Genomic DNA, 16,459 nt, shown 5'->3' with positions numbered 1-16,459 from the left:
TTTAGAACGATGGGCGTGTACTCGTTGGGAGTTGAAGTTCAAAGCGTTTAAATTGATCGCTAATGCCATACTTACGTAAAATTTCCGCTTGTTTGTTACCGATGAGATCAAAATGCGGATAGGGCTGACGCTGATGAATATATTGGGGGTCTAATCCGTTTTGGTTGCACCATAAGCGCAGCTTGTCCAAATCAGAACATCCTACCTTGGTGACAGTTGTAATGCCTGGAAAGCGATCATCCAGCCAGTAATGTGTCAGAAAAGCAATTTCACCACGACTGACCTTTCTTTTCCAGGCCATAAGTTCCTGGCGGGTAATGCCAAATGCCATCGTTCTCATCCTTCCTTGGCCCATTCTGAAATTATGAGCTGCTGAGCGGTTGTCCCATTATTTTCGTACGTATTATGATCCACATGGGGTAACACAATAACAGGAGACCATGTGTGGCGACCTCCTGTTAGCAGTTAAAGCCATCTCTCGGCCCAGCTCTCCACACCATTCAATGCATCACCTAGCTCTTTACCCTTGCGTGTCAGCGAATACTCAGTACGCACAGGCCGCTCAGTGATGACATTGCGAAGGATCAGGCCGGAAAGCTCTAGTTCCTTGATGCGTTCGTTCAGCATGCGTTTGCTAAGATCAGGTATGGAGACGTGAATTTCACTAAATCGTTTGGGATGTTCCATCAAAGTATGAATGATGAGAGCGGTCCATTTTTTGCTGATGATCTGAAAGGACTGTTCCACCTTACCGCACAAAAGCTTAGGCTGCCTGTCGTCGCTCATCTGAATCCCCTCAATTTCATTGTTGTTTTAAACAGTATACTAAAAGTAACTCTGTATACCAATAGTAACTATAACGCTTTGTATCAACTGTGACATATTTAACAGTTTTTTCTCTTTCCTTTCGTCAATCATACCACAGAAAACGTTATCATTACAGGATATATCGAATGTTCACGATTTCGCTAAAATTTGATTGACTTGCCCCTTATTTTGGGTGTATTATGGGTTACGTTAATTCCTCAGGTAACTTTTAATAACCTCATCTTTATAATGGGAAGAAGGAATAATTCATGGATTCAATGACATTTGTCTTATTTGGAGCGACAGGGGATTTGGCAAAACGCAAAATTTACCCTGCCTTGTATAATTTGTTTGTAGAAGGTAAAATTCCGGCTTCCTTTTCTGTAATTGGGATGGGGCGTCGTGAAGTGGCGGACGAGCAATTTCAAAGTAATGTAGAGCAATCCATTAAGGATTTTTCCAGACACGTGAATGAAGACCGTGCACAGATGGATCAGTTCTTAAGTGCTTTCCGTTACAGCGCATTGAACGTCAACCACCCGGAAGATTATAAAAAGCTGCTACAGCTTGCTGAGCAACGTGAAAATGACTTGGGAATTCCGGGGAACCGCATGTTTTACTTATCGGTGGCACCGGAATTTTTTGATGTGATTGCCCTCAATATTCGCGAGAGTGGTCTAGCTGAAACAAAGGGTTGGAAACGGCTCATTATTGAAAAACCATTTGGACATGATCTGGAATCCGCACGTGAGCTGAATGATCGCCTAAGCAGAACCTTTGCTGAGGATGAGATTTATCGTATTGACCATTACTTAGGTAAGCCCATGGTGCAAAACCTGGAAGCCTTAAAATTTGCTAATCCATTGCTCCAAGGAATATGGAACAATCAATACATCGCCAATGTGCAAATTACCGCTTCCGAGACTGTAGGGGTGGAGGAGCGAGCGGGATACTATGATCATTCCGGCGCTATTCGTGATATGGTACAAAATCACATGCTGCAGGTGTTGATGATGACGGCTATGAACAAGCCGGGACATGTCACGGCTGACCAGGTGCGTGACGAAAAAAGCAAGGTGATGGACGCGCTTCGTGCGCTTGATCCTTCCGACATTGCTTCCAACGTGGTTAGAGGCCAATATACCAACGGTGAGATCAACGGAAAAGCAGTTCCTTCCTATAAAGAAGAGCCGGATATCGGACCTGATTCGCAAAATGATACTTTCATTTCAGCTCGCCTATGGATTGACAACGAACAATGGTCGGGTGTGCCGTTCTATATTCGTACCGGCAAACGTATGAAAGAAAAATCTACTCGTATCGTCGTGGAATTCAAAAAGGACAGCACAGATCCTTATGCCGCTCAAGGGCAACCGACTGACCCGAACTTGCTGATCATCCATGTTAACCCGGATGAAAAGGTAACGCTGCGTCTGAATAGCAGAGACCCGCTAAACGCTGGTCAACTGGAAACGGTTCTGATGAATTATCATTCCGAGGCTAAGGATGTACCAGAAGCCTATGAGCGCCTCATCTTTGATGCGCTACGCGGCGATTCCACCTTTTTTGCTCATTGGAACGAAGTTGAGCTTTCATGGGTGTGGGTTCAACCTGTACTGGAAGCTTTTGCTCGTGGTGAGGTCCCACTTCATACGTATGCAGCAGGCTCTTACGGTCCAGAAGCTTCAGATCAATTGTTGGAAGAGCAAGGCTTTACATGGTGGTTGGACGAAAAGTCCGAAAGCACTGAAAAAGCAGTCGTTCGTTCTTAACACCAACAAGAAAGTATATACAAAATATGTTTGCTACGGCAGGAGGCCTTTACTATGCAAGTAGGATTAATTGGTTTGGGAAAAATGGGCTTGAATCTCGGGAAAAATTTGATCGATCATAAGCATGAACTTGTCGCTTACGACGTCAATGCAGCCGCCATCCAAGAAATGAAGGATTATGGAGCTACAGGTGCTTCTACATTGGAAGAGCTTGTACAGGCAACTCAATCCCCTAGAGTATTGTGGATTATGGTTCCTCACCAAATTGTTGATTCTGTGCTGGATCAGCTTCAACCGATGTTGTCCAAAGGAGACATCATTATTGAAGGTGGTAATTCTCATTACAAAGAGTCTATTGCTCGTCATGCCCGTCTTCAAGAATATGGCATCAGCTTCATGGATGCTGGAACCTCAGGCGGGATGGAAGGCGCACGCAATGGCGCTTGTTACATGATCGGTGGCGATCCGGAAGCTTGGGCGGTTGTTGAGCCTATTTTCCGCGACACAGCAGTGGAAAACGGATATCTGTATGCAGGTAAATCCGGAAGCGGACATTTTCTAAAAATGGTTCATAACGGTGTGGAATACGGCATGATGGCTTCCATCGGTGAAGGATTTGAAGTACTGGAAAAAAGCAGCTTTGACTTTGATTATGAACAAGTAGCTCGTGTGTGGAACAACGGTTCTGTTATTCGCTCTTGGCTGATGGGCTTGACTGAACGTGCATTTTCCAAAGATGCAAACTTGGACGAAATCCGTGGGGTTATGCACTCTTCTGGTGAAGGAAAATGGACGGTTGAGGAAGCACTGGACATTCAGGCTGCAACTCCAGTCATTGCTTTGTCCCTGCTGATGCGCTACCGGTCTCTTGATGCGGACACGTTCAACGGGAAAGTGGTTGCTGCGCTGCGCAATGAATTTGGCGGTCACGCGGTAGAAAAGAAGTAATAACAATATAAGCTAGTATCTATCCCCGTAGCTTCACAACTGCGGGGATATTGCTATATGTTTTGTCGTTTATTGGATTTTTGCAAAACCTACATATGCATATTTTTCCTTGTATATCCGCACAATAGGTGAAAAAGGCGGAAGGATGAATAGCATATGTGCAAAAGGTTTTCGTTATCGGCTGATTTGGATGAGGTAAGGGATCATTTTGGTATACAACGGGTGATGTATTATTACAAAACGCGTTATAACATGAGCCCCACCCAGCATGTTCCAATTGTGCTGCATCAGGATGGAGAACGGGTACTTGATGAATTTCGCTGGGGATTTATTCCCTACTGGGGCAAGGATTGTGTCAATGCAGACTTGAATACGGTTCGGGTAAATCCGAGTTATCGCAAGATGGCGGAAACCCGACGCTGTATCATTCCATGCAATGGATTTTATTATTGGCGAAAATTAGGTAAACGCATGTGTGCTGTACGGGTGGTACTGCCGGAACAGAAGATGTTTGCGGTAGCGGGGCTATATGAAGTATGGCAGGATAGTCGTAAGGAGCCTTTACGCACCTGTACGATGATGACAGTTCAGGCCAATACGGATATACGTGAATTCGATACTCGTATGCCGGCTATTTTGGAAGCTGACCATATAGATTCATGGCTGAGTCCGTCTGTACAGAACATAGATGAGCTGCTACCTCTACTACGCACGTATGAGCAAGGAGACATGAGCATCTATCCGGTGACCCCACTGGTGGCCAATGATGAACATGATAACCGTGAATGCATTCAGGAAATGGATTTGCAGTGGTCCTGGATTAAACCTTAAACGTATGGAGATTTTCATCCATGATTGATCATAAGCTTCCCGCCGCCTGCATAGGTATGTATTGGGGAACAAGCGTCATGATCCGGGGAGAGGGGAAACGGCCGAAGGAGTATCTCATATGGGATGGAGGCGATTGGAATGAGTAACGATACACTCATCCAGCTGCTGGTGCTCATGGTGACGATCATCGGTCTGGTCCAAAACCGGTAAGTGGCAGGTTCCAGAAGGCGGGAGAATTGCCGTAGGCAATCTTCCGTTTTTTTTGTGTTAAAAAGCTCGCAGATTAAGGAAGCTTACGGTACAATAGATGTTAGGCTACAGGTGACAAGACACCTGAATATACGTCTACATACGATATATTTTTAAGGGAGAGCAAATCATGAGTGAATTAACTTCATTACCACCAGCCAAAAAAAGAAAATTGCTGTTTAGCGCAGGGCTCAGCTGGTTGTTTGATGCTATGGATGTGGGGCTGCTTTCATTTATAGTCGCAGCGTTGGCAAAGGAGTGGCATCTGGGATCTGAGCAAATTGGACTGCTAACTGCAATGAATTCGATAGGAATGGTGTTCGGAGCCGCTTTGGCGGGGATTTTGGCTGATCGTTACGGCAGACGTGCCATATTAGTGTGGACATTGTTGATCTTTTCTATTGCCAGTGGATTATCCGCTTTGGCGACAGGTCTCGGAATGCTGCTGGTACTGCGTTTTATTGCTGGTGCAGGCTTGGGTGGGGAATTGCCTGTTGCTTCGACGCTGGTGTCAGAATCAGTGCCTGTGAAAGAACGAGGAAGAGCGGTTGTCCTGCTGGAAAGCTTTTGGGCGGCAGGCTGGATCCTTTCGGCTCTTATTGCTTATTTTGTTATTCCAAAGTATGGTTGGCAAATGGCGTTTATTCTCGGCGCAGTACCTGCGCTGTACGCTCTTTATCTGCGCAGAGCTATTGATGATTCACCGCGTTATAAGCAGCAAAGCGTCAAACTTCCGCTGCGTGCACGATTGGCTTCGATTTGGTCGGGACCCCATCGCAAGTCTACGCTGATGCTGTGGATTTTATGGTTCACAGTTGTATTTTCATACTACGGCATGTTCCTGTGGCTACCGAGCATGATGTTTATGAAAGGTTTCGAACTGGTTAAAAGCTTTGAGTATGTGCTGATCATGACGCTTGCGCAACTACCGGGTTACTTTACCGCCGCTTATCTAATTGAAAAGCTGGGCCGCAAATTCGTACTGATCATCTACTTGCTGCTCACAGCAGTGTCCGCCATTTGGTTTGGCACCTCGGAAACGGCGGGAATGCTGTTGGCTGCTGGTATCTGCTTGTCCTTTTTTAATCTTGGTGCATGGGGAGCCATGTACGCCTATACTCCAGAATTGTACCCGACAGCTGTACGTTCAACTGGTGTGGGTATGGCGGCTGCGTTTGGCCGTATTGGAGGCGTTATCGGGCCTTTTGCGGTCGGTATACTCGTAGGACAGGGCGTAGCGCTACCATCTATCTTTGTGATTTTCTTCGTAGCTATCTTGATCGGAGCTGCGGCTGTATGGTTGCTGGGTACGGAAACCAAAAATCAGGAGATTGACTAACCTTTACATTCACCTGTGTAAAGATTCATAATATAAGAGAGAGGAGTGACCTGAAATGGAGCATACCTTTCTGCTCAAGGCAGACTGGAACGGGGGGCGCAACAGCGACGGCCATATTGAGGCTGGACAGTTGCGGACAGCAATTTCGATCCCGGCTGAGATGGGAGGCCCTGGTGTGGGCACCAATCCAGATGAAATGCTGCTCGGTGCCGCTGCTACCTGCTATTTGATTACGTTGGCGGCGATGATGGAGCGCGCGAGTCTCCCGGTGGCATCACTGGCGCTGGAATCCGAAGGGATTGTCGATGTAACGAACAATATTTTTACATATCGCCGAATTGTGCATCGTCCGCAGGTTCAATTGGCTGCCGATGCGACAGAATCGCAGATCGAACAAGCATTGCGACTGGCAGAGCAGGCAGAAACCTCATGCATGATCTCGCGTGCCGTTGCGGGAAATGTGGTGTTGTCCACAGAGCCCATGGTGGAGCGCGCCTCTTAAAGCGATATTTGTAACAGGAGCAATCATTCCAATTGCCCATCATTTTTTTAATCCAAGGAGGACACAACCATGACAGCACAACAAAAATTGCTCGTATTTGCAGGCTCTTACGCCGAATTGGAAGGTAACGGAGTTTATTCGTACACTTTTAATGAACAGACAGGAGCACTTACACTACAGGATGAGTTCTCCGGCTTGAAAAATCCTACATTCCTGAATGTGGACGTCAAAAATCAGAAGCTGTATTCCATTGGAGAGACGACTTCTGCTGCAGGAGCGAAAGTAGGCGAAGCCTCTGCTTTCGAAATTGACCCAGTTAAAGGAACATTTACATTGCTGAATCGTGCGGAAAACGTGGGTGCAACAACTTGCCACATTCAGCGTGATCCATCTGATCGTTACCTTATTGTAGTCAGCTACCACGGTGGCATGGTGGGACTCGTGTCCCTGACTGAGGACGGACGTATCGGTGAGTTGCTGGATGTTAAACAGCATGAGGGCAAAGGAGCGCATCCTGAACGTCAGGATCGTCCACATCCACATTCCAGTTTCTTTAGTCCGGACGGCCGCTTCCTGTTCGTACAAGATCTCGGTCTGGATCTGATCCGCGTTTACACTATTGATGACAGCAAAGGACAACTGGTGTTTCATGGTGAAACGAAAACCCATGCAGGTGCAGGTCCACGTCATTTGACGTTCCACCCGAATGGTAAATTTGCTTTTGTCATTAACGAAGTGGATTCTTCCATTACTTCTTTTGCATATGATACAGAGGCTGGCAAGCTCACTGAGCTTGAGAGCGTACCGACATTGCCATCTGACTTTACAGGTGAAAACACAACTGCTGAAATTGCGATTTCGGGGGATGGAGCTTATCTGTACGGTTCCAACCGTGGGCATGACAGCATTGTGGTATACGCTGTAGACGAAGCAACTGGCAAGCTGAGCCTAGTCGAGCATGTATCTGCTGAAGGAGAGCATCCACGCCATTTTGCTTTGACTCCAAATGGTGACCATATGCTCGTGGCCAACCGCGACACCAACAACATCGTTACGTTCAAAGTGGACAAGGCAAGTGGACGCTTGACCTACACCGGGCAACAAGTAACCGTATCCAAGCCAGTATGCGTACAGCCTTTTTACTTTTCCGTGTAAAAATCGTTCTACATTAATATCATGCAGAGTGACAAAGTAACGGTATGCGGCTTGTGACCGCTACGAGGACGGATCATTCTTCCGATCGCTGTTGCCCCCAGATTTCTTGTTTGTATGTTCAAGGGTAGAAATCCGGGGGCAAAGGCGAACGCTCCGCTTCTTCAGAACGATTCCGTCCTCTCCGCTGCTTTAGTGCTTTTGGCGACCATACTCTTATACAAAAATAAAAGAATCAGTATATGTTGATGGTTTCGATAGAATTAACCAAGCATAGAAAATGCTTAAAGAAAACGGCTGTAGGCTAACCTACAGCCGTTTTACTTTTACACTTAACTATTTCTAAAGAAGTCATTACCTACGAAAATAAACTAAAATTTTAAGGTTACAAATAAGATACGAATAATATCGGTAGAAAAAGGGTACATATGTTATAAGCAGAACTGTTATCCCTTTTGCAAATCTAGGACAAGCATTTAAATTCTATATAAGTGTTAGAGGTTTTGAATGAAAGTATACATTTTAGTCTAAGTATCAGTTTAGGCCGTTCTTTTTCTAGTGACGATATTATGAAAAATAAGAATGACAAGGATAAGCTGAGTAACGAAGCGGGCAGATGGATTTCGGAGAAGCGATAGCGTTCGCCTTTGGAACCTGATTTTAACCATTTAAAATATAATTCAAAAAATCAGGCTCCAACAGCGATCGGAGAAACCATCTGTTGCGTAGTGGGCCTCACAGACCGATAAGAGTATATAAAGGAGAGATTCACATGAAAATTATCATTACGCAAAAGGAAGCCGTCGACAAAGGAATATGGACAGAGATCATGGGGATGTTTGCTGTAACCAAAGAGGACGAAGTATGGCAAAATGAAGAGTTTATTCTCACCGAAGAACAGGCACGTCAGGTCGGGTTATTAAGATAGCAAAGATAAATAAGACATGTTATCAAGTTTTAAGACCAAGTCTTAAAAAATCGTAACTTCTTTTTTATGTATCTGATACACTTTTTAACCGTGCAACGTTTATGATAAGTACACAAGGGTAATGAAGCTTACAGACACCGTGTACATACCCAAACGGCAAGGAGAGATCAGACATGATGAAACTAGCTTCGAAATGGACCGTATTGGCTTTAATGATGATGCTGATTACGACGGCAGGGGCAACAGCGCAAGGCTATACACCCGTAACACCTGCTGAAAATCAGGAGACCGTATATATAAACCAAATGGAGATTCGTGACGGACAGATTTATTTGTCGGCAGACCCGATTGAATGGTATGAAGGCGCGGCAGCTGACAAAGCATTATTGGAGCATGAAGGAAATACAGGATTGGATGGAGCTCCAGATGGCTACTACATCGTAAACAATTCCGTGCAAAATGACGTGTATCAGGTTGCACCAGATGCTTCGGTAGAGGTGCAGATTTATGATCACACGGGTAATATAGAAGATACAGACGTGCAATGGAATGAATCGATTCCTCTGGCACAGTTTGAGAAAGATTTTGCTAAAAAGGACGTTCTGGACCTCAGTCAATTTCCATACCATGTTACGCTTCGTGAGGGTAAAGTTGTAAAAATCGTGCAGCAATTCATTCCTTAAAATAGAAGTAATCTCATTTCACAAACACGTGCTTTCACTTGATTATAGATCAGGGGAGCACGTGTTTTTTATACTCTATAACAAAAAAGAGGATATCCAGCCCATATAGGGCGCGGATATCCTCTTCTCTTCATAATATATGATTAGAACGATTTTGCTGTGTCTACTGCACGTTGTACAGCAGAAGCAACGATTTCTTGTGCTTGATCTGGAGCTTGGTTATGTCCTTCCAGAACAACTTTCACGATGTCCTTTACTCCGAAGAAGGATAAGATGTTGTTCATGTAGTTCAAAGACATTTCAGCTGCAGCAGCTGGTCCTTCGGAATAAACGCCGCCTCTTGCATTCAACAGGGCTACTTTAGTTTCAGTTACGAGACCAACTGGACCTTCAGCAGTGTATTTGAATGTTTTACCAGCTTGGTTCAGGTAATCAATGTACGTATGCAGTACAGCTGGAATCGTCATGTTCCAGAGCGGGAAAGCAAATACGACTTTGTCTGCTGCCAGAAATTGATCCAGGTAGCCATTAGCGATGTTTGCCAGGCGAGCTTCTTCTGCGTTCAGCTCCATGCCTCTAGCGGATTTGAACGTGCCGTTGATCATGTTAGCGTTCAAATAAGGAAGCTCAACGGAGAACAGGTCCAGCTCAGTGATTTCATCAGTTGGGTGGGAAGATTTGTAGCTTTCTACGAAGGCGTTATACAATTTAACTGTTGCAGATTCTTCAGCTGTACGATCATTAGCTTTGACAAATAATACTTTAGACATGATTTATTTCCCCCTAAGTAAGTTGAATAAGTAAGTTAAGTTAGTAAGTTACCACGTAATATTACAATATAAAGATAATATCTGTCAACACTTTTATATTAAATTTACTTTGAAAAGCTACTTTATTTTTTACACTGTAAATTTTACGTGTTTCTTTTGCAAAATATCAGTTTTGCGGTAAAATTTAAATGTAAAGTCTAATGAAGAGAATGGTTTGAGTAGGCGAAGAAGAAAATGAACATGGTGTCTGCAAGATATGGCACAATAGTTGAACGAAAAAAGGTGAGTAGCTTGAAGATAGGTTTTTTTGATTCAGGATTAGGTGGAATTACAGTATTGTCCGAGGCACTAAGACGTTTGCCAAACGAAAATTTTGTATACATGGCGGATACGCTTCATGTGCCTTACGGGACGAAAACTCCCCAAGAGGTGCTTGGTTATGTCAAGGATTCAGTAGAAACGATCCTTAAAGAAGATGTTAAGGCATTGGTCATTGCCTGCAATACGGCTACAAGTATCGCGGTTGCGGAGCTAAGGAAGGAATATCCTATTCCGATTATTGGTATGGAGCCAGCTGTGAAGCCAGCGGTCGAGATGAACCGAGCCAATGGTAAAAGAGTTCTGGTGTTAGCCACACCATTGACGTTGAAACAATCCTGTTATGCAGCGCTGGTATCCAGGGTTGACGATCATGGGAGCGTGGACTCACTACCTCTGCCGGAGCTAGTACATTATTGCGAACAGTTGAATTTTGACCGGGCAGAAATGTTCGAATATTTTAACCGTGAGCTGTCTTCGTTCAATCTCGACATATATGGCACGGTGGTATTGGGATGTACTCATTATCCTTTTTATAAGGAAATTCTAAGGGAACTACTACCTTCTCATATTCAGTTAATTGACGGGAGCCAGGGAACAGTTAGGCGGTTGAAACAGGTGTTGTCTGAGCGTAATTTGCTGGAACCTTCGCCAAAATCCGGTCCATCGCAGGAGGGACACATTACATTTCTATGTTCTAGTCAGGATGAGGCCTATGTGCATAAGATGGAGCGGGCGCTTGAAATCTATGCGGAGCATGAAAAGATTTATTTTTAAAAGAAGAGTGGCTGGCGAACGTGTGGGAGCTAAATGAAATATCCAAGTCGCCAGCCGCATTGTGGATCAGATGCATGGAGGGAGGCGTGAGATGGATGTTCAACTGATCCTGAATGAGCTTCACGAAACGGGCGTGCTTGAAAGCCGTATGCGAAATCTCAAACCACTGACCGGCGGAACTTCGAGCAAAGTGGTAGTTGTCATGGACGGAACTAAGCTGCGATACGTAATTAAGCAAAATAATCCCGCTGTCGTAGAAGCCGAGGCAGAATTCTTACATACCTATGTACAGATTGAGAAACTATCGCGTTTGGTTTATGTAGATCCGTTGCACCGTTATTTGGTATACACGTTCAGGTCAGGGTTCACACAGTATCAAGGAAGAAACAAAAGCGATTTGTTGCTTCGTCTGGCAACGGAGGTGATCTCGCACTATAAGCCTCTGTGGGGTACATAATTTTGTGTTTACCGAAAACGGCACATTGACGGGTATTATTGACCCTGATCCAGTGGTAGGAGAACCTCTGTATGATCTGATATACGCCTTTTGTTCTTCACCGAATAGGCTGACCGTCGATACTATTTTGCCTGCCTTAGAGAAGCTTGAGCCGGAGATGACAGGGGAATACGAGCTGAACAGGGAAGTGTTACTGGGATTATATTTTCGTATAGCCACCTGCATTCGTCATCATCCGGAAGATCTCGATCAATATACAGAAGCGTGGACCTATTGGCTAGACAGGGTACGCTGAAAGGAATAGGGAACATGAGCATACAAGGGTGGAATCATATTTGCTTTTCGGTGTCTGATTTGGAGAAGTCTATACATTTCTATCAGAATGTACTAGATGGAAAACTGCTCGTTAAAGGACGCAAGCTGGCTTATCTGGACTGCCTGGGAATGTGGTTGGCTCTCAATGTGGAAGAGGATATCCCGAGAAATGAAATTCATCATTCCTATACGCATATTGCATTTTCGATAGCGGAAGCTGATTTTGAGAGTATGCTCAACAAGCTGAGAACTTTTAATGTCATCATTTTGCCCGGACGAGAGCGGAATGAACAGGATAAAAGATCGGTCTATTTTACAGATCCAGACGGACATAAGTTTGAATTCCACACAGGACAATTGCAGGACCGCTTGGAATATTATAAAAAAGATAAAAAGCATATGACTTTTTATGATTGATTAATTGACGTGTAGGTATTAAGTAATAATTGGGTCGCATTTAGGAGGAATACGGAAGGATGTCACTTTCTCAGGAAAACGGTTCCAAGCAAGCACAAGTCGTTAAAACAATGACGGTTTTTGCAATCACTTGGCCGATCTTTATAGAGATGTTGTTTCACATTTTGATGGGTAGCGTGGATACGTTCATGCTAAGCCATGTTTCTGATGAGGTTGTATCGGCTGTGGGGGTGTCAAGACAGTTGATTGAATTTACGATTATACTGTTCAATCTGCTTGGTCTTGGTGTAGGTGTGATCATTGCTCAGCTATTGGGGGCGCAAAAGCATGTGGATGCAAGCCGTGTTACGGCTTCGGCACTAACCTTTAATCTGGTGTTTGGTCTGGCGCTGAGTTTGATGTTTATTGTGAGCCGGGATTTTTTGCTATCTTTTTACCATATTAGCCCGACGATCAAGGAAAATGCAGAGATCTATATGATGCTGGCAGGGGGTTCGCTGTTTCTGGAAGCGCTTATGCTAACCGCAGGTCCGGTTATTCGATCGCATGGTTTTACTAAAGATACGATGATCGTGGGCATTGGTATGAATATTTTACATATTGTAGGAAATGCATTGCTCATTTATGGCTGGTTTGGTCTGCCGCAAATGGGAGTGGCGGGAGCAGCGATTTCAACGGTTATTAGCCGTGCTGTAGCATGTGTCTGGATTTTTCTACTGCTGTACAAGCGTGTAAGTGCGCCGATTCGCATACGGTATTATGTACAGCTCCAATGGAGTAAGCTGGTAGCCATCCTGAAGATTGGTATTCCTGCTGGGCTGGAATGGTTGTCTTATCAACTTAGCCAAATGATGGTGACCCGGTTTGTCAGCTTTATGGGTACAACGGCGATTGCAACTCATTTTTATACGAATACGATTGTATACTTCTTTATGGTATTTGGAATGGCCGTAGGTGAGGGGACAGAGATTATTGTTGCCCGCCTGATTGGAGCAGGAGACAAGGAAAAGGCCTATCATCAACTTTTACGGAGCCTGAAATGGTCTTTGGTCATTACGATTGCTGTGATCGTGGTAGTATCCTTTTTCCGATATGAAGTGATGGCGATCTTTACAGATGAGCCGGCGATCATTCAATTAGGGGCAGCGATTTTGCTATTCTGTATATTGCTGGAGCCGGGCCGTGTGTTTAATCATGTTGTCATTAACTCCTTGCGAGCAGCGGGAGATGTTCAGTTCCCGTTAATGATGGCCATTATTTCAATGTGGGGGATTAAAATCCCGCTAGCATATGTGCTGGGCATTTATATGGGATATGGTGTGCTGGGTGTGTGGATTGCACATGCCTGCGATGAGTGGGTACGAGGCATTTTCCACTATTTACGCTGGAAGGGGCGGAAATGGCAGCATAAATCGCTGTTATCTAAGGCTGAACTTCAGGCGGAATCAGTCTAAGGCTGAAAGAGATTCTACAACAGACATTCTCCAAGCGAATTGGGGGATGTCTGTTTTTTTTTTTTACAAAAATAAGCAAAATGGGGATGTTCAAACTTTCCAAAAATTGCTAGAATATAGTAACCTCGAACGTAGTAGAGGTTTTCAAATTTTTCAAAGTTTCAAAGTTTCAAAGACGGATGGTTTCCGATTGAATCCATGAAGGAGGGAATAGGATGGAACGTAAAGTGCATATCATTCCTTACCAAGTGATCAAGCAGGAGCAACAAGTGAATGAAATACCGCGAGGGGTAGAGCTGATTCAGGCTCCTGCGGTATGGAACCAGACTCGAGGCCGAGGCGTGAAGGTGGCGGTGCTGGACACGGGCTGTGATTCGGACCATCCTGATTTGAAGGCGCGCATTATTGGCGGCCGGAATTTCACGGATGATGATCAAGGTAATCCGGAAATTTTCAAGGATTACAACGGTCATGGTACGCATGTGGCGGGAACTATTGCGGCAGCAGAAAATGCGGATGGTGTCGTGGGTGTTGCTCCAGAGGCAGACCTGCTCATCATCAAAGTGCTAAACAAGCAGGGCTCCGGTCAATATGACTGGATTATTCAAGGCATCTATTATGCGATTGAGCAAAAGGCAGATATCATATCGATGTCACTTGGCGGTCCCGAGGATGTGCCAGAGCTTCATGAAGCAGTAAAAAAGGCTGTAGCTAGCCAAATCTTAGTCATCTGTGCAGCTGGAAATGAGGGAGACGGTGACGACAGAACGGACGAGCTCGGCTACCCCGGCTGCTATAATGAAGTGATCAGCGTAGGTGCTATCAACTTTGATAGGCATGCCTCAGAATTCAGTAATTCAAATAATGAGGTGGATTTGGTTGCACCGGGAGAAGATATTTTGTCCACCGTTCCGGGCGGCAAATATGCGACCTTTAGCGGAACTTCGATGGCTACTCCGCACGTAGCAGGTGCATTGGCGTTGATTAAGCAGCTGGCGAATGCGAGCTTTGAGCGTGATCTTACAGAACCGGAATTATACGCACAACTCATCAAACGCACGATTCCACTCGGCAATTCTCCTAAGCTGGAGGGCAACGGTCTACTGTACTTGACGGCAGTGGAGGAGCTCACCCGCATTTTCGACGCACAACGTGTAGCTGGAATACTCACTACAGGATCATTGAAGGTTAAATAAACCGTAACTTCAGCTTCGGATATATAGCGGCTCTCCTAAAGGGAGGGTCGTTTTTTTGGATTTCAAATCTTAGGAAAAACTCCATTTACATTGCATTCAAATGTCGGGTAACATATACCTCAAAGATAGGCATGAGTCAGAAGTGGAGGATGAATATGAACGATATCATGGCGCAAGCTAACGAGCTTAGACGAACAGGGCAAGCAGAGAAAGCACGTAAGCTTCTTTTAAAGGCATTAGAACAGCAGCAAAATGATGCAGAATTGTGGTATCAGACAGCTTGGACACATGATTCATTGGGCTTAGAGAGGGAAGCGGTTGCCTATTATGAAAAAAGCCTAGGTATGGCGTTATCCGCAGAATCAAGGAAAGGAGCCATCCTGGGATTAAGCAGTACATATCGTGTATTGGGAGATTACGCCAAGGCGAAAGCGTGGTTGGACACAGGAATGAACGAATTTCCGGATTACAGACCGTTTCGGGTATTTTACGCGATGGTGTTATACAATCTGGGGGAATACGGGAAAGCCATGCAGGAGCTGCTAATGGAGGTGGCTGAGACGACCTCGGATTTATCTACACAGGAGTACTCACGTGCTATTCAATATTATGCAGATAAACTGGATCAGATCGAGGCATAGGTGAACCGGAGTGAGAGCATAAGCAGTAACGTATATATATGCTCGTACATAAAAAGATCACAGTCAGAGAGCAGTAATTCTCTTCCCTGACTGTGATCTTTTACTGTTTATTGTTTAGCTATAGGGTCCGTAACTTGATGAGTTATATAACTGTGATTACTGCGCACCTTCAGTAACGGCAATTTCTTTCTCCAGGTTTTCTCTGGACAGGTTGGCCTTCAAGTAATCCGGGGTATCGGGCAGGACCAGATGCAGATTGGATTTTTGACAAATGCGGATGGTACACTTTTCGACGATAAAATCAAAGACATGCCCGCCACCAGTGCGTTCATCGTTAATAAAATGCAGATGAAATCCGGCTACCCCAATACCTTGAGCATAGGCAGGTGTCCAAAAACCTGTAATCACGCCGGAAGCCTCATTAAAAGTGAAGGTAGGCTGTGACTTGGTCGCTTCGATAAAAGGTTTGTATGGTTTAACTTGGTGAGGCACGGTCCGTGTCTTTACTTCATGAAAAGTGCCATCCATACGGAAGGCATAGAACAGATTACGGCTTGGAAACAACGTTAACAGCAGAGCTTCCAGCTCTTCACGATGCATAGGGCGGTCAATAGTATATGTGAAATCTTCCTGGAAAAAGGTGACGGTGGAAAAAGGTGTAGTTTCTTCCGGTTTTACGCGATGGGCCGTACCGTCTGGAAGCAAGTGATAAAATTCACCATCGAACGCGATCATCTCGCCATTCAGTTGATCAAAGGTACCAATTCCGAAATCCCCGTGCTTTTGTAACTCCTCAAAGGCAACAACTCCGTCATAAAGACCATCTAATAGAGCAAGCATAGTGGAGGTTTGGTAAATATCATGATCAGCTTCTTGCTTGGTTTCCAATTGCGCAACGGTCAT

General features: G+C 44.9%; 20 protein-coding genes. 16 read left to right on the top strand and 4 right to left on the bottom strand.

Translation table 11 applies throughout. The annotated features are described in order from the left end of the window. Position 1: 1 nt before the first annotated feature. Both G9G54_RS00740 and G9G54_RS00735 read right to left on the bottom strand, forming a co-directional pair. Entirely contained in the window at positions 2-331 is a 330-nt protein-coding gene (locus G9G54_RS00740) for a hypothetical protein (RefSeq protein WP_165175555.1), read from the bottom strand. A gap of 134 nt (positions 332-465) precedes the next feature. Then, a complete protein-coding gene (locus tag G9G54_RS00735) occupies positions 466-786 on the bottom strand; it encodes a winged helix-turn-helix transcriptional regulator (RefSeq protein ID WP_007430161.1) in 321 nt (106 codons plus the stop codon). 290 nt (positions 787-1,076) lie between these two features. Between G9G54_RS00735 and zwf the strand changes: the two genes are divergently transcribed. From zwf to G9G54_RS00695, 9 genes are all read left to right on the top strand, one after another. Continuing rightward, positions 1,077-2,579, top strand: a complete 1,503-nt coding sequence (gene zwf, locus G9G54_RS00730; protein WP_165175553.1) for a glucose-6-phosphate dehydrogenase — start codon at positions 1,077-1,079, stop codon at positions 2,577-2,579. Between the two features lie 54 nt (positions 2,580-2,633). Next, on the top strand, positions 2,634-3,527 hold the full coding sequence (gnd, locus tag G9G54_RS00725) for a phosphogluconate dehydrogenase (NAD(+)-dependent, decarboxylating) (RefSeq protein WP_053325295.1): 894 nt from the start codon (positions 2,634-2,636) through the stop codon (positions 3,525-3,527). 156 nt (positions 3,528-3,683) lie between these two features. After that, positions 3,684-4,358: an SOS response-associated peptidase gene (locus tag G9G54_RS00720; protein ID WP_165175551.1), complete on the top strand. Its 675-nt coding sequence runs from the start codon at positions 3,684-3,686 to the stop codon at positions 4,356-4,358. A gap of 20 nt (positions 4,359-4,378) precedes the next feature. After that, entirely contained in the window at positions 4,379-4,504 is a 126-nt protein-coding gene (locus tag G9G54_RS25945; RefSeq protein ID WP_268819851.1) for a hypothetical protein, read from the top strand. A gap of 233 nt (positions 4,505-4,737) precedes the next feature. Further along, a complete protein-coding gene (locus G9G54_RS00715; RefSeq protein ID WP_165175549.1) occupies positions 4,738-5,946 on the top strand; it encodes an MFS transporter in 1,209 nt (402 codons plus the stop codon). Positions 5,947-6,001: 55 nt separating this feature from the next. After that, positions 6,002-6,448 (top strand): OsmC family protein, encoded by a 447-nt coding sequence (locus G9G54_RS00710; RefSeq protein WP_165175547.1) that lies wholly within the window; start codon positions 6,002-6,004, stop codon positions 6,446-6,448. A gap of 69 nt (positions 6,449-6,517) precedes the next feature. After that, positions 6,518-7,603 (top strand): lactonase family protein, encoded by a 1,086-nt coding sequence (locus G9G54_RS00705; protein ID WP_165175545.1) that lies wholly within the window; start codon positions 6,518-6,520, stop codon positions 7,601-7,603. A gap of 769 nt (positions 7,604-8,372) precedes the next feature. After that, on the top strand, positions 8,373-8,528 hold the full coding sequence (locus G9G54_RS00700; RefSeq protein ID WP_023988309.1) for a hypothetical protein: 156 nt from the start codon (positions 8,373-8,375) through the stop codon (positions 8,526-8,528). Between the two features lie 173 nt (positions 8,529-8,701). Then, entirely contained in the window at positions 8,702-9,211 is a 510-nt protein-coding gene (locus G9G54_RS00695) for a hypothetical protein (RefSeq protein WP_165175543.1), read from the top strand. A 143-nt stretch (positions 9,212-9,354) separates the two neighbouring features. Here the strand turns inward: G9G54_RS00695 and G9G54_RS00690 are convergent, their stop codons facing one another. Then, on the bottom strand, positions 9,355-9,981 hold the full coding sequence (locus tag G9G54_RS00690) for an FMN-dependent NADH-azoreductase (RefSeq protein ID WP_043882169.1): 627 nt from the start codon (positions 9,979-9,981) through the stop codon (positions 9,355-9,357). 240 nt (positions 9,982-10,221) lie between these two features. Between G9G54_RS00690 and murI the strand changes: the two genes are divergently transcribed. From murI to G9G54_RS00660, 7 genes are all read left to right on the top strand, one after another. Then, positions 10,222-11,076: a glutamate racemase gene (murI, locus tag G9G54_RS00685; RefSeq protein WP_165175541.1), complete on the top strand. Its 855-nt coding sequence runs from the start codon at positions 10,222-10,224 to the stop codon at positions 11,074-11,076. Positions 11,077-11,167: 91 nt separating this feature from the next. Then, the gene (locus G9G54_RS25305; RefSeq protein ID WP_238807605.1) at positions 11,168-11,533 is read left to right on the top strand and encodes a hypothetical protein; all 366 of its coding nucleotides are present in this window, start codon (positions 11,168-11,170) and stop codon (positions 11,531-11,533) included. Positions 11,534-11,537: 4 nt separating this feature from the next. Next, a complete protein-coding gene (locus tag G9G54_RS25300) occupies positions 11,538-11,828 on the top strand; it encodes a hypothetical protein (protein ID WP_238807603.1) in 291 nt (96 codons plus the stop codon). 14 nt (positions 11,829-11,842) lie between these two features. Then, positions 11,843-12,265 (top strand): metallothiol transferase FosB, encoded by a 423-nt coding sequence (gene fosB, locus G9G54_RS00675; protein WP_165175539.1) that lies wholly within the window; start codon positions 11,843-11,845, stop codon positions 12,263-12,265. 59 nt (positions 12,266-12,324) lie between these two features. Further along, positions 12,325-13,719: an MATE family efflux transporter gene (locus tag G9G54_RS00670; protein WP_165175537.1), complete on the top strand. Its 1,395-nt coding sequence runs from the start codon at positions 12,325-12,327 to the stop codon at positions 13,717-13,719. Between the two features lie 215 nt (positions 13,720-13,934). Continuing rightward, positions 13,935-14,915 carry a S8 family peptidase gene (locus G9G54_RS00665; RefSeq protein ID WP_165175535.1) on the top strand — a complete coding sequence of 327 codons (981 nt, stop codon included), beginning with the start codon at positions 13,935-13,937 and terminating at the stop codon, positions 14,913-14,915. A 155-nt stretch (positions 14,916-15,070) separates the two neighbouring features. Next, entirely contained in the window at positions 15,071-15,556 is a 486-nt protein-coding gene (locus G9G54_RS00660) for a tetratricopeptide repeat protein (RefSeq protein ID WP_165175533.1), read from the top strand. 156 nt (positions 15,557-15,712) lie between these two features. Here G9G54_RS00660 and budA read toward each other — a convergent pair whose 3' ends face one another. Continuing rightward, positions 15,713-16,459 (bottom strand): acetolactate decarboxylase, encoded by a 747-nt coding sequence (budA, locus tag G9G54_RS00655; protein WP_025722973.1) that lies wholly within the window; start codon positions 16,457-16,459, stop codon positions 15,713-15,715.

Source organism: Paenibacillus sp. EKM212P, from assembly GCF_011066115.1.
GTDB classification, from domain to species: domain Bacteria; phylum Bacillota; class Bacilli; order Paenibacillales; family Paenibacillaceae; genus Paenibacillus; species Paenibacillus polymyxa_B.
The sequence above is the reverse complement of the archived record's forward strand: the minus strand, read 5'-3'. Positions and strand labels throughout refer to the sequence as shown.

What these genes read in the sequence shown, in the direction of transcription:
- G9G54_RS00740 (WP_165175555.1), bottom strand. Translation starts at nt 331, where the DNA reads ATGGCATTTGGCATTACCCGCCAGGAACTTATGGCCTGGAAAAGAAAG.
- G9G54_RS00735 (WP_007430161.1), bottom strand. Translation starts at nt 786, where the DNA reads ATGAGCGACGACAGGCAGCCTAAGCTTTTGTGCGGTAAGGTGGAACAG.
- zwf (WP_165175553.1), top strand. Translation starts at nt 1,077, where the DNA reads ATGGATTCAATGACATTTGTCTTATTTGGAGCGACAGGGGATTTGGCA.
- gnd (WP_053325295.1), top strand. Translation starts at nt 2,634, where the DNA reads ATGCAAGTAGGATTAATTGGTTTGGGAAAAATGGGCTTGAATCTCGGG.
- G9G54_RS00720 (WP_165175551.1), top strand. Translation starts at nt 3,684, where the DNA reads ATGTGCAAAAGGTTTTCGTTATCGGCTGATTTGGATGAGGTAAGGGAT.
- G9G54_RS25945 (WP_268819851.1), top strand. Translation starts at nt 4,379, where the DNA reads ATGATTGATCATAAGCTTCCCGCCGCCTGCATAGGTATGTATTGGGGA.
- G9G54_RS00715 (WP_165175549.1), top strand. Translation starts at nt 4,738, where the DNA reads ATGAGTGAATTAACTTCATTACCACCAGCCAAAAAAAGAAAATTGCTG.
- G9G54_RS00710 (WP_165175547.1), top strand. Translation starts at nt 6,002, where the DNA reads ATGGAGCATACCTTTCTGCTCAAGGCAGACTGGAACGGGGGGCGCAAC.
- G9G54_RS00705 (WP_165175545.1), top strand. Translation starts at nt 6,518, where the DNA reads ATGACAGCACAACAAAAATTGCTCGTATTTGCAGGCTCTTACGCCGAA.
- G9G54_RS00700 (WP_023988309.1), top strand. Translation starts at nt 8,373, where the DNA reads ATGAAAATTATCATTACGCAAAAGGAAGCCGTCGACAAAGGAATATGG.
- G9G54_RS00695 (WP_165175543.1), top strand. Translation starts at nt 8,702, where the DNA reads ATGATGAAACTAGCTTCGAAATGGACCGTATTGGCTTTAATGATGATG.
- G9G54_RS00690 (WP_043882169.1), bottom strand. Translation starts at nt 9,981, where the DNA reads ATGTCTAAAGTATTATTTGTCAAAGCTAATGATCGTACAGCTGAAGAA.
- murI (WP_165175541.1), top strand. Translation starts at nt 10,222, where the DNA reads ATGGTGTCTGCAAGATATGGCACAATAGTTGAACGAAAAAAGGTGAGT.
- G9G54_RS25305 (WP_238807605.1), top strand. Translation starts at nt 11,168, where the DNA reads ATGGATGTTCAACTGATCCTGAATGAGCTTCACGAAACGGGCGTGCTT.
- fosB (WP_165175539.1), top strand. Translation starts at nt 11,843, where the DNA reads ATGAGCATACAAGGGTGGAATCATATTTGCTTTTCGGTGTCTGATTTG.
- G9G54_RS00670 (WP_165175537.1), top strand. Translation starts at nt 12,325, where the DNA reads ATGTCACTTTCTCAGGAAAACGGTTCCAAGCAAGCACAAGTCGTTAAA.
- G9G54_RS00665 (WP_165175535.1), top strand. Translation starts at nt 13,935, where the DNA reads ATGGAACGTAAAGTGCATATCATTCCTTACCAAGTGATCAAGCAGGAG.
- G9G54_RS00660 (WP_165175533.1), top strand. Translation starts at nt 15,071, where the DNA reads ATGAACGATATCATGGCGCAAGCTAACGAGCTTAGACGAACAGGGCAA.
- budA (WP_025722973.1), bottom strand. Translation starts at nt 16,459, where the DNA reads ATGACCGTTGCGCAATTGGAAACCAAGCAAGAAGCTGATCATGATATT.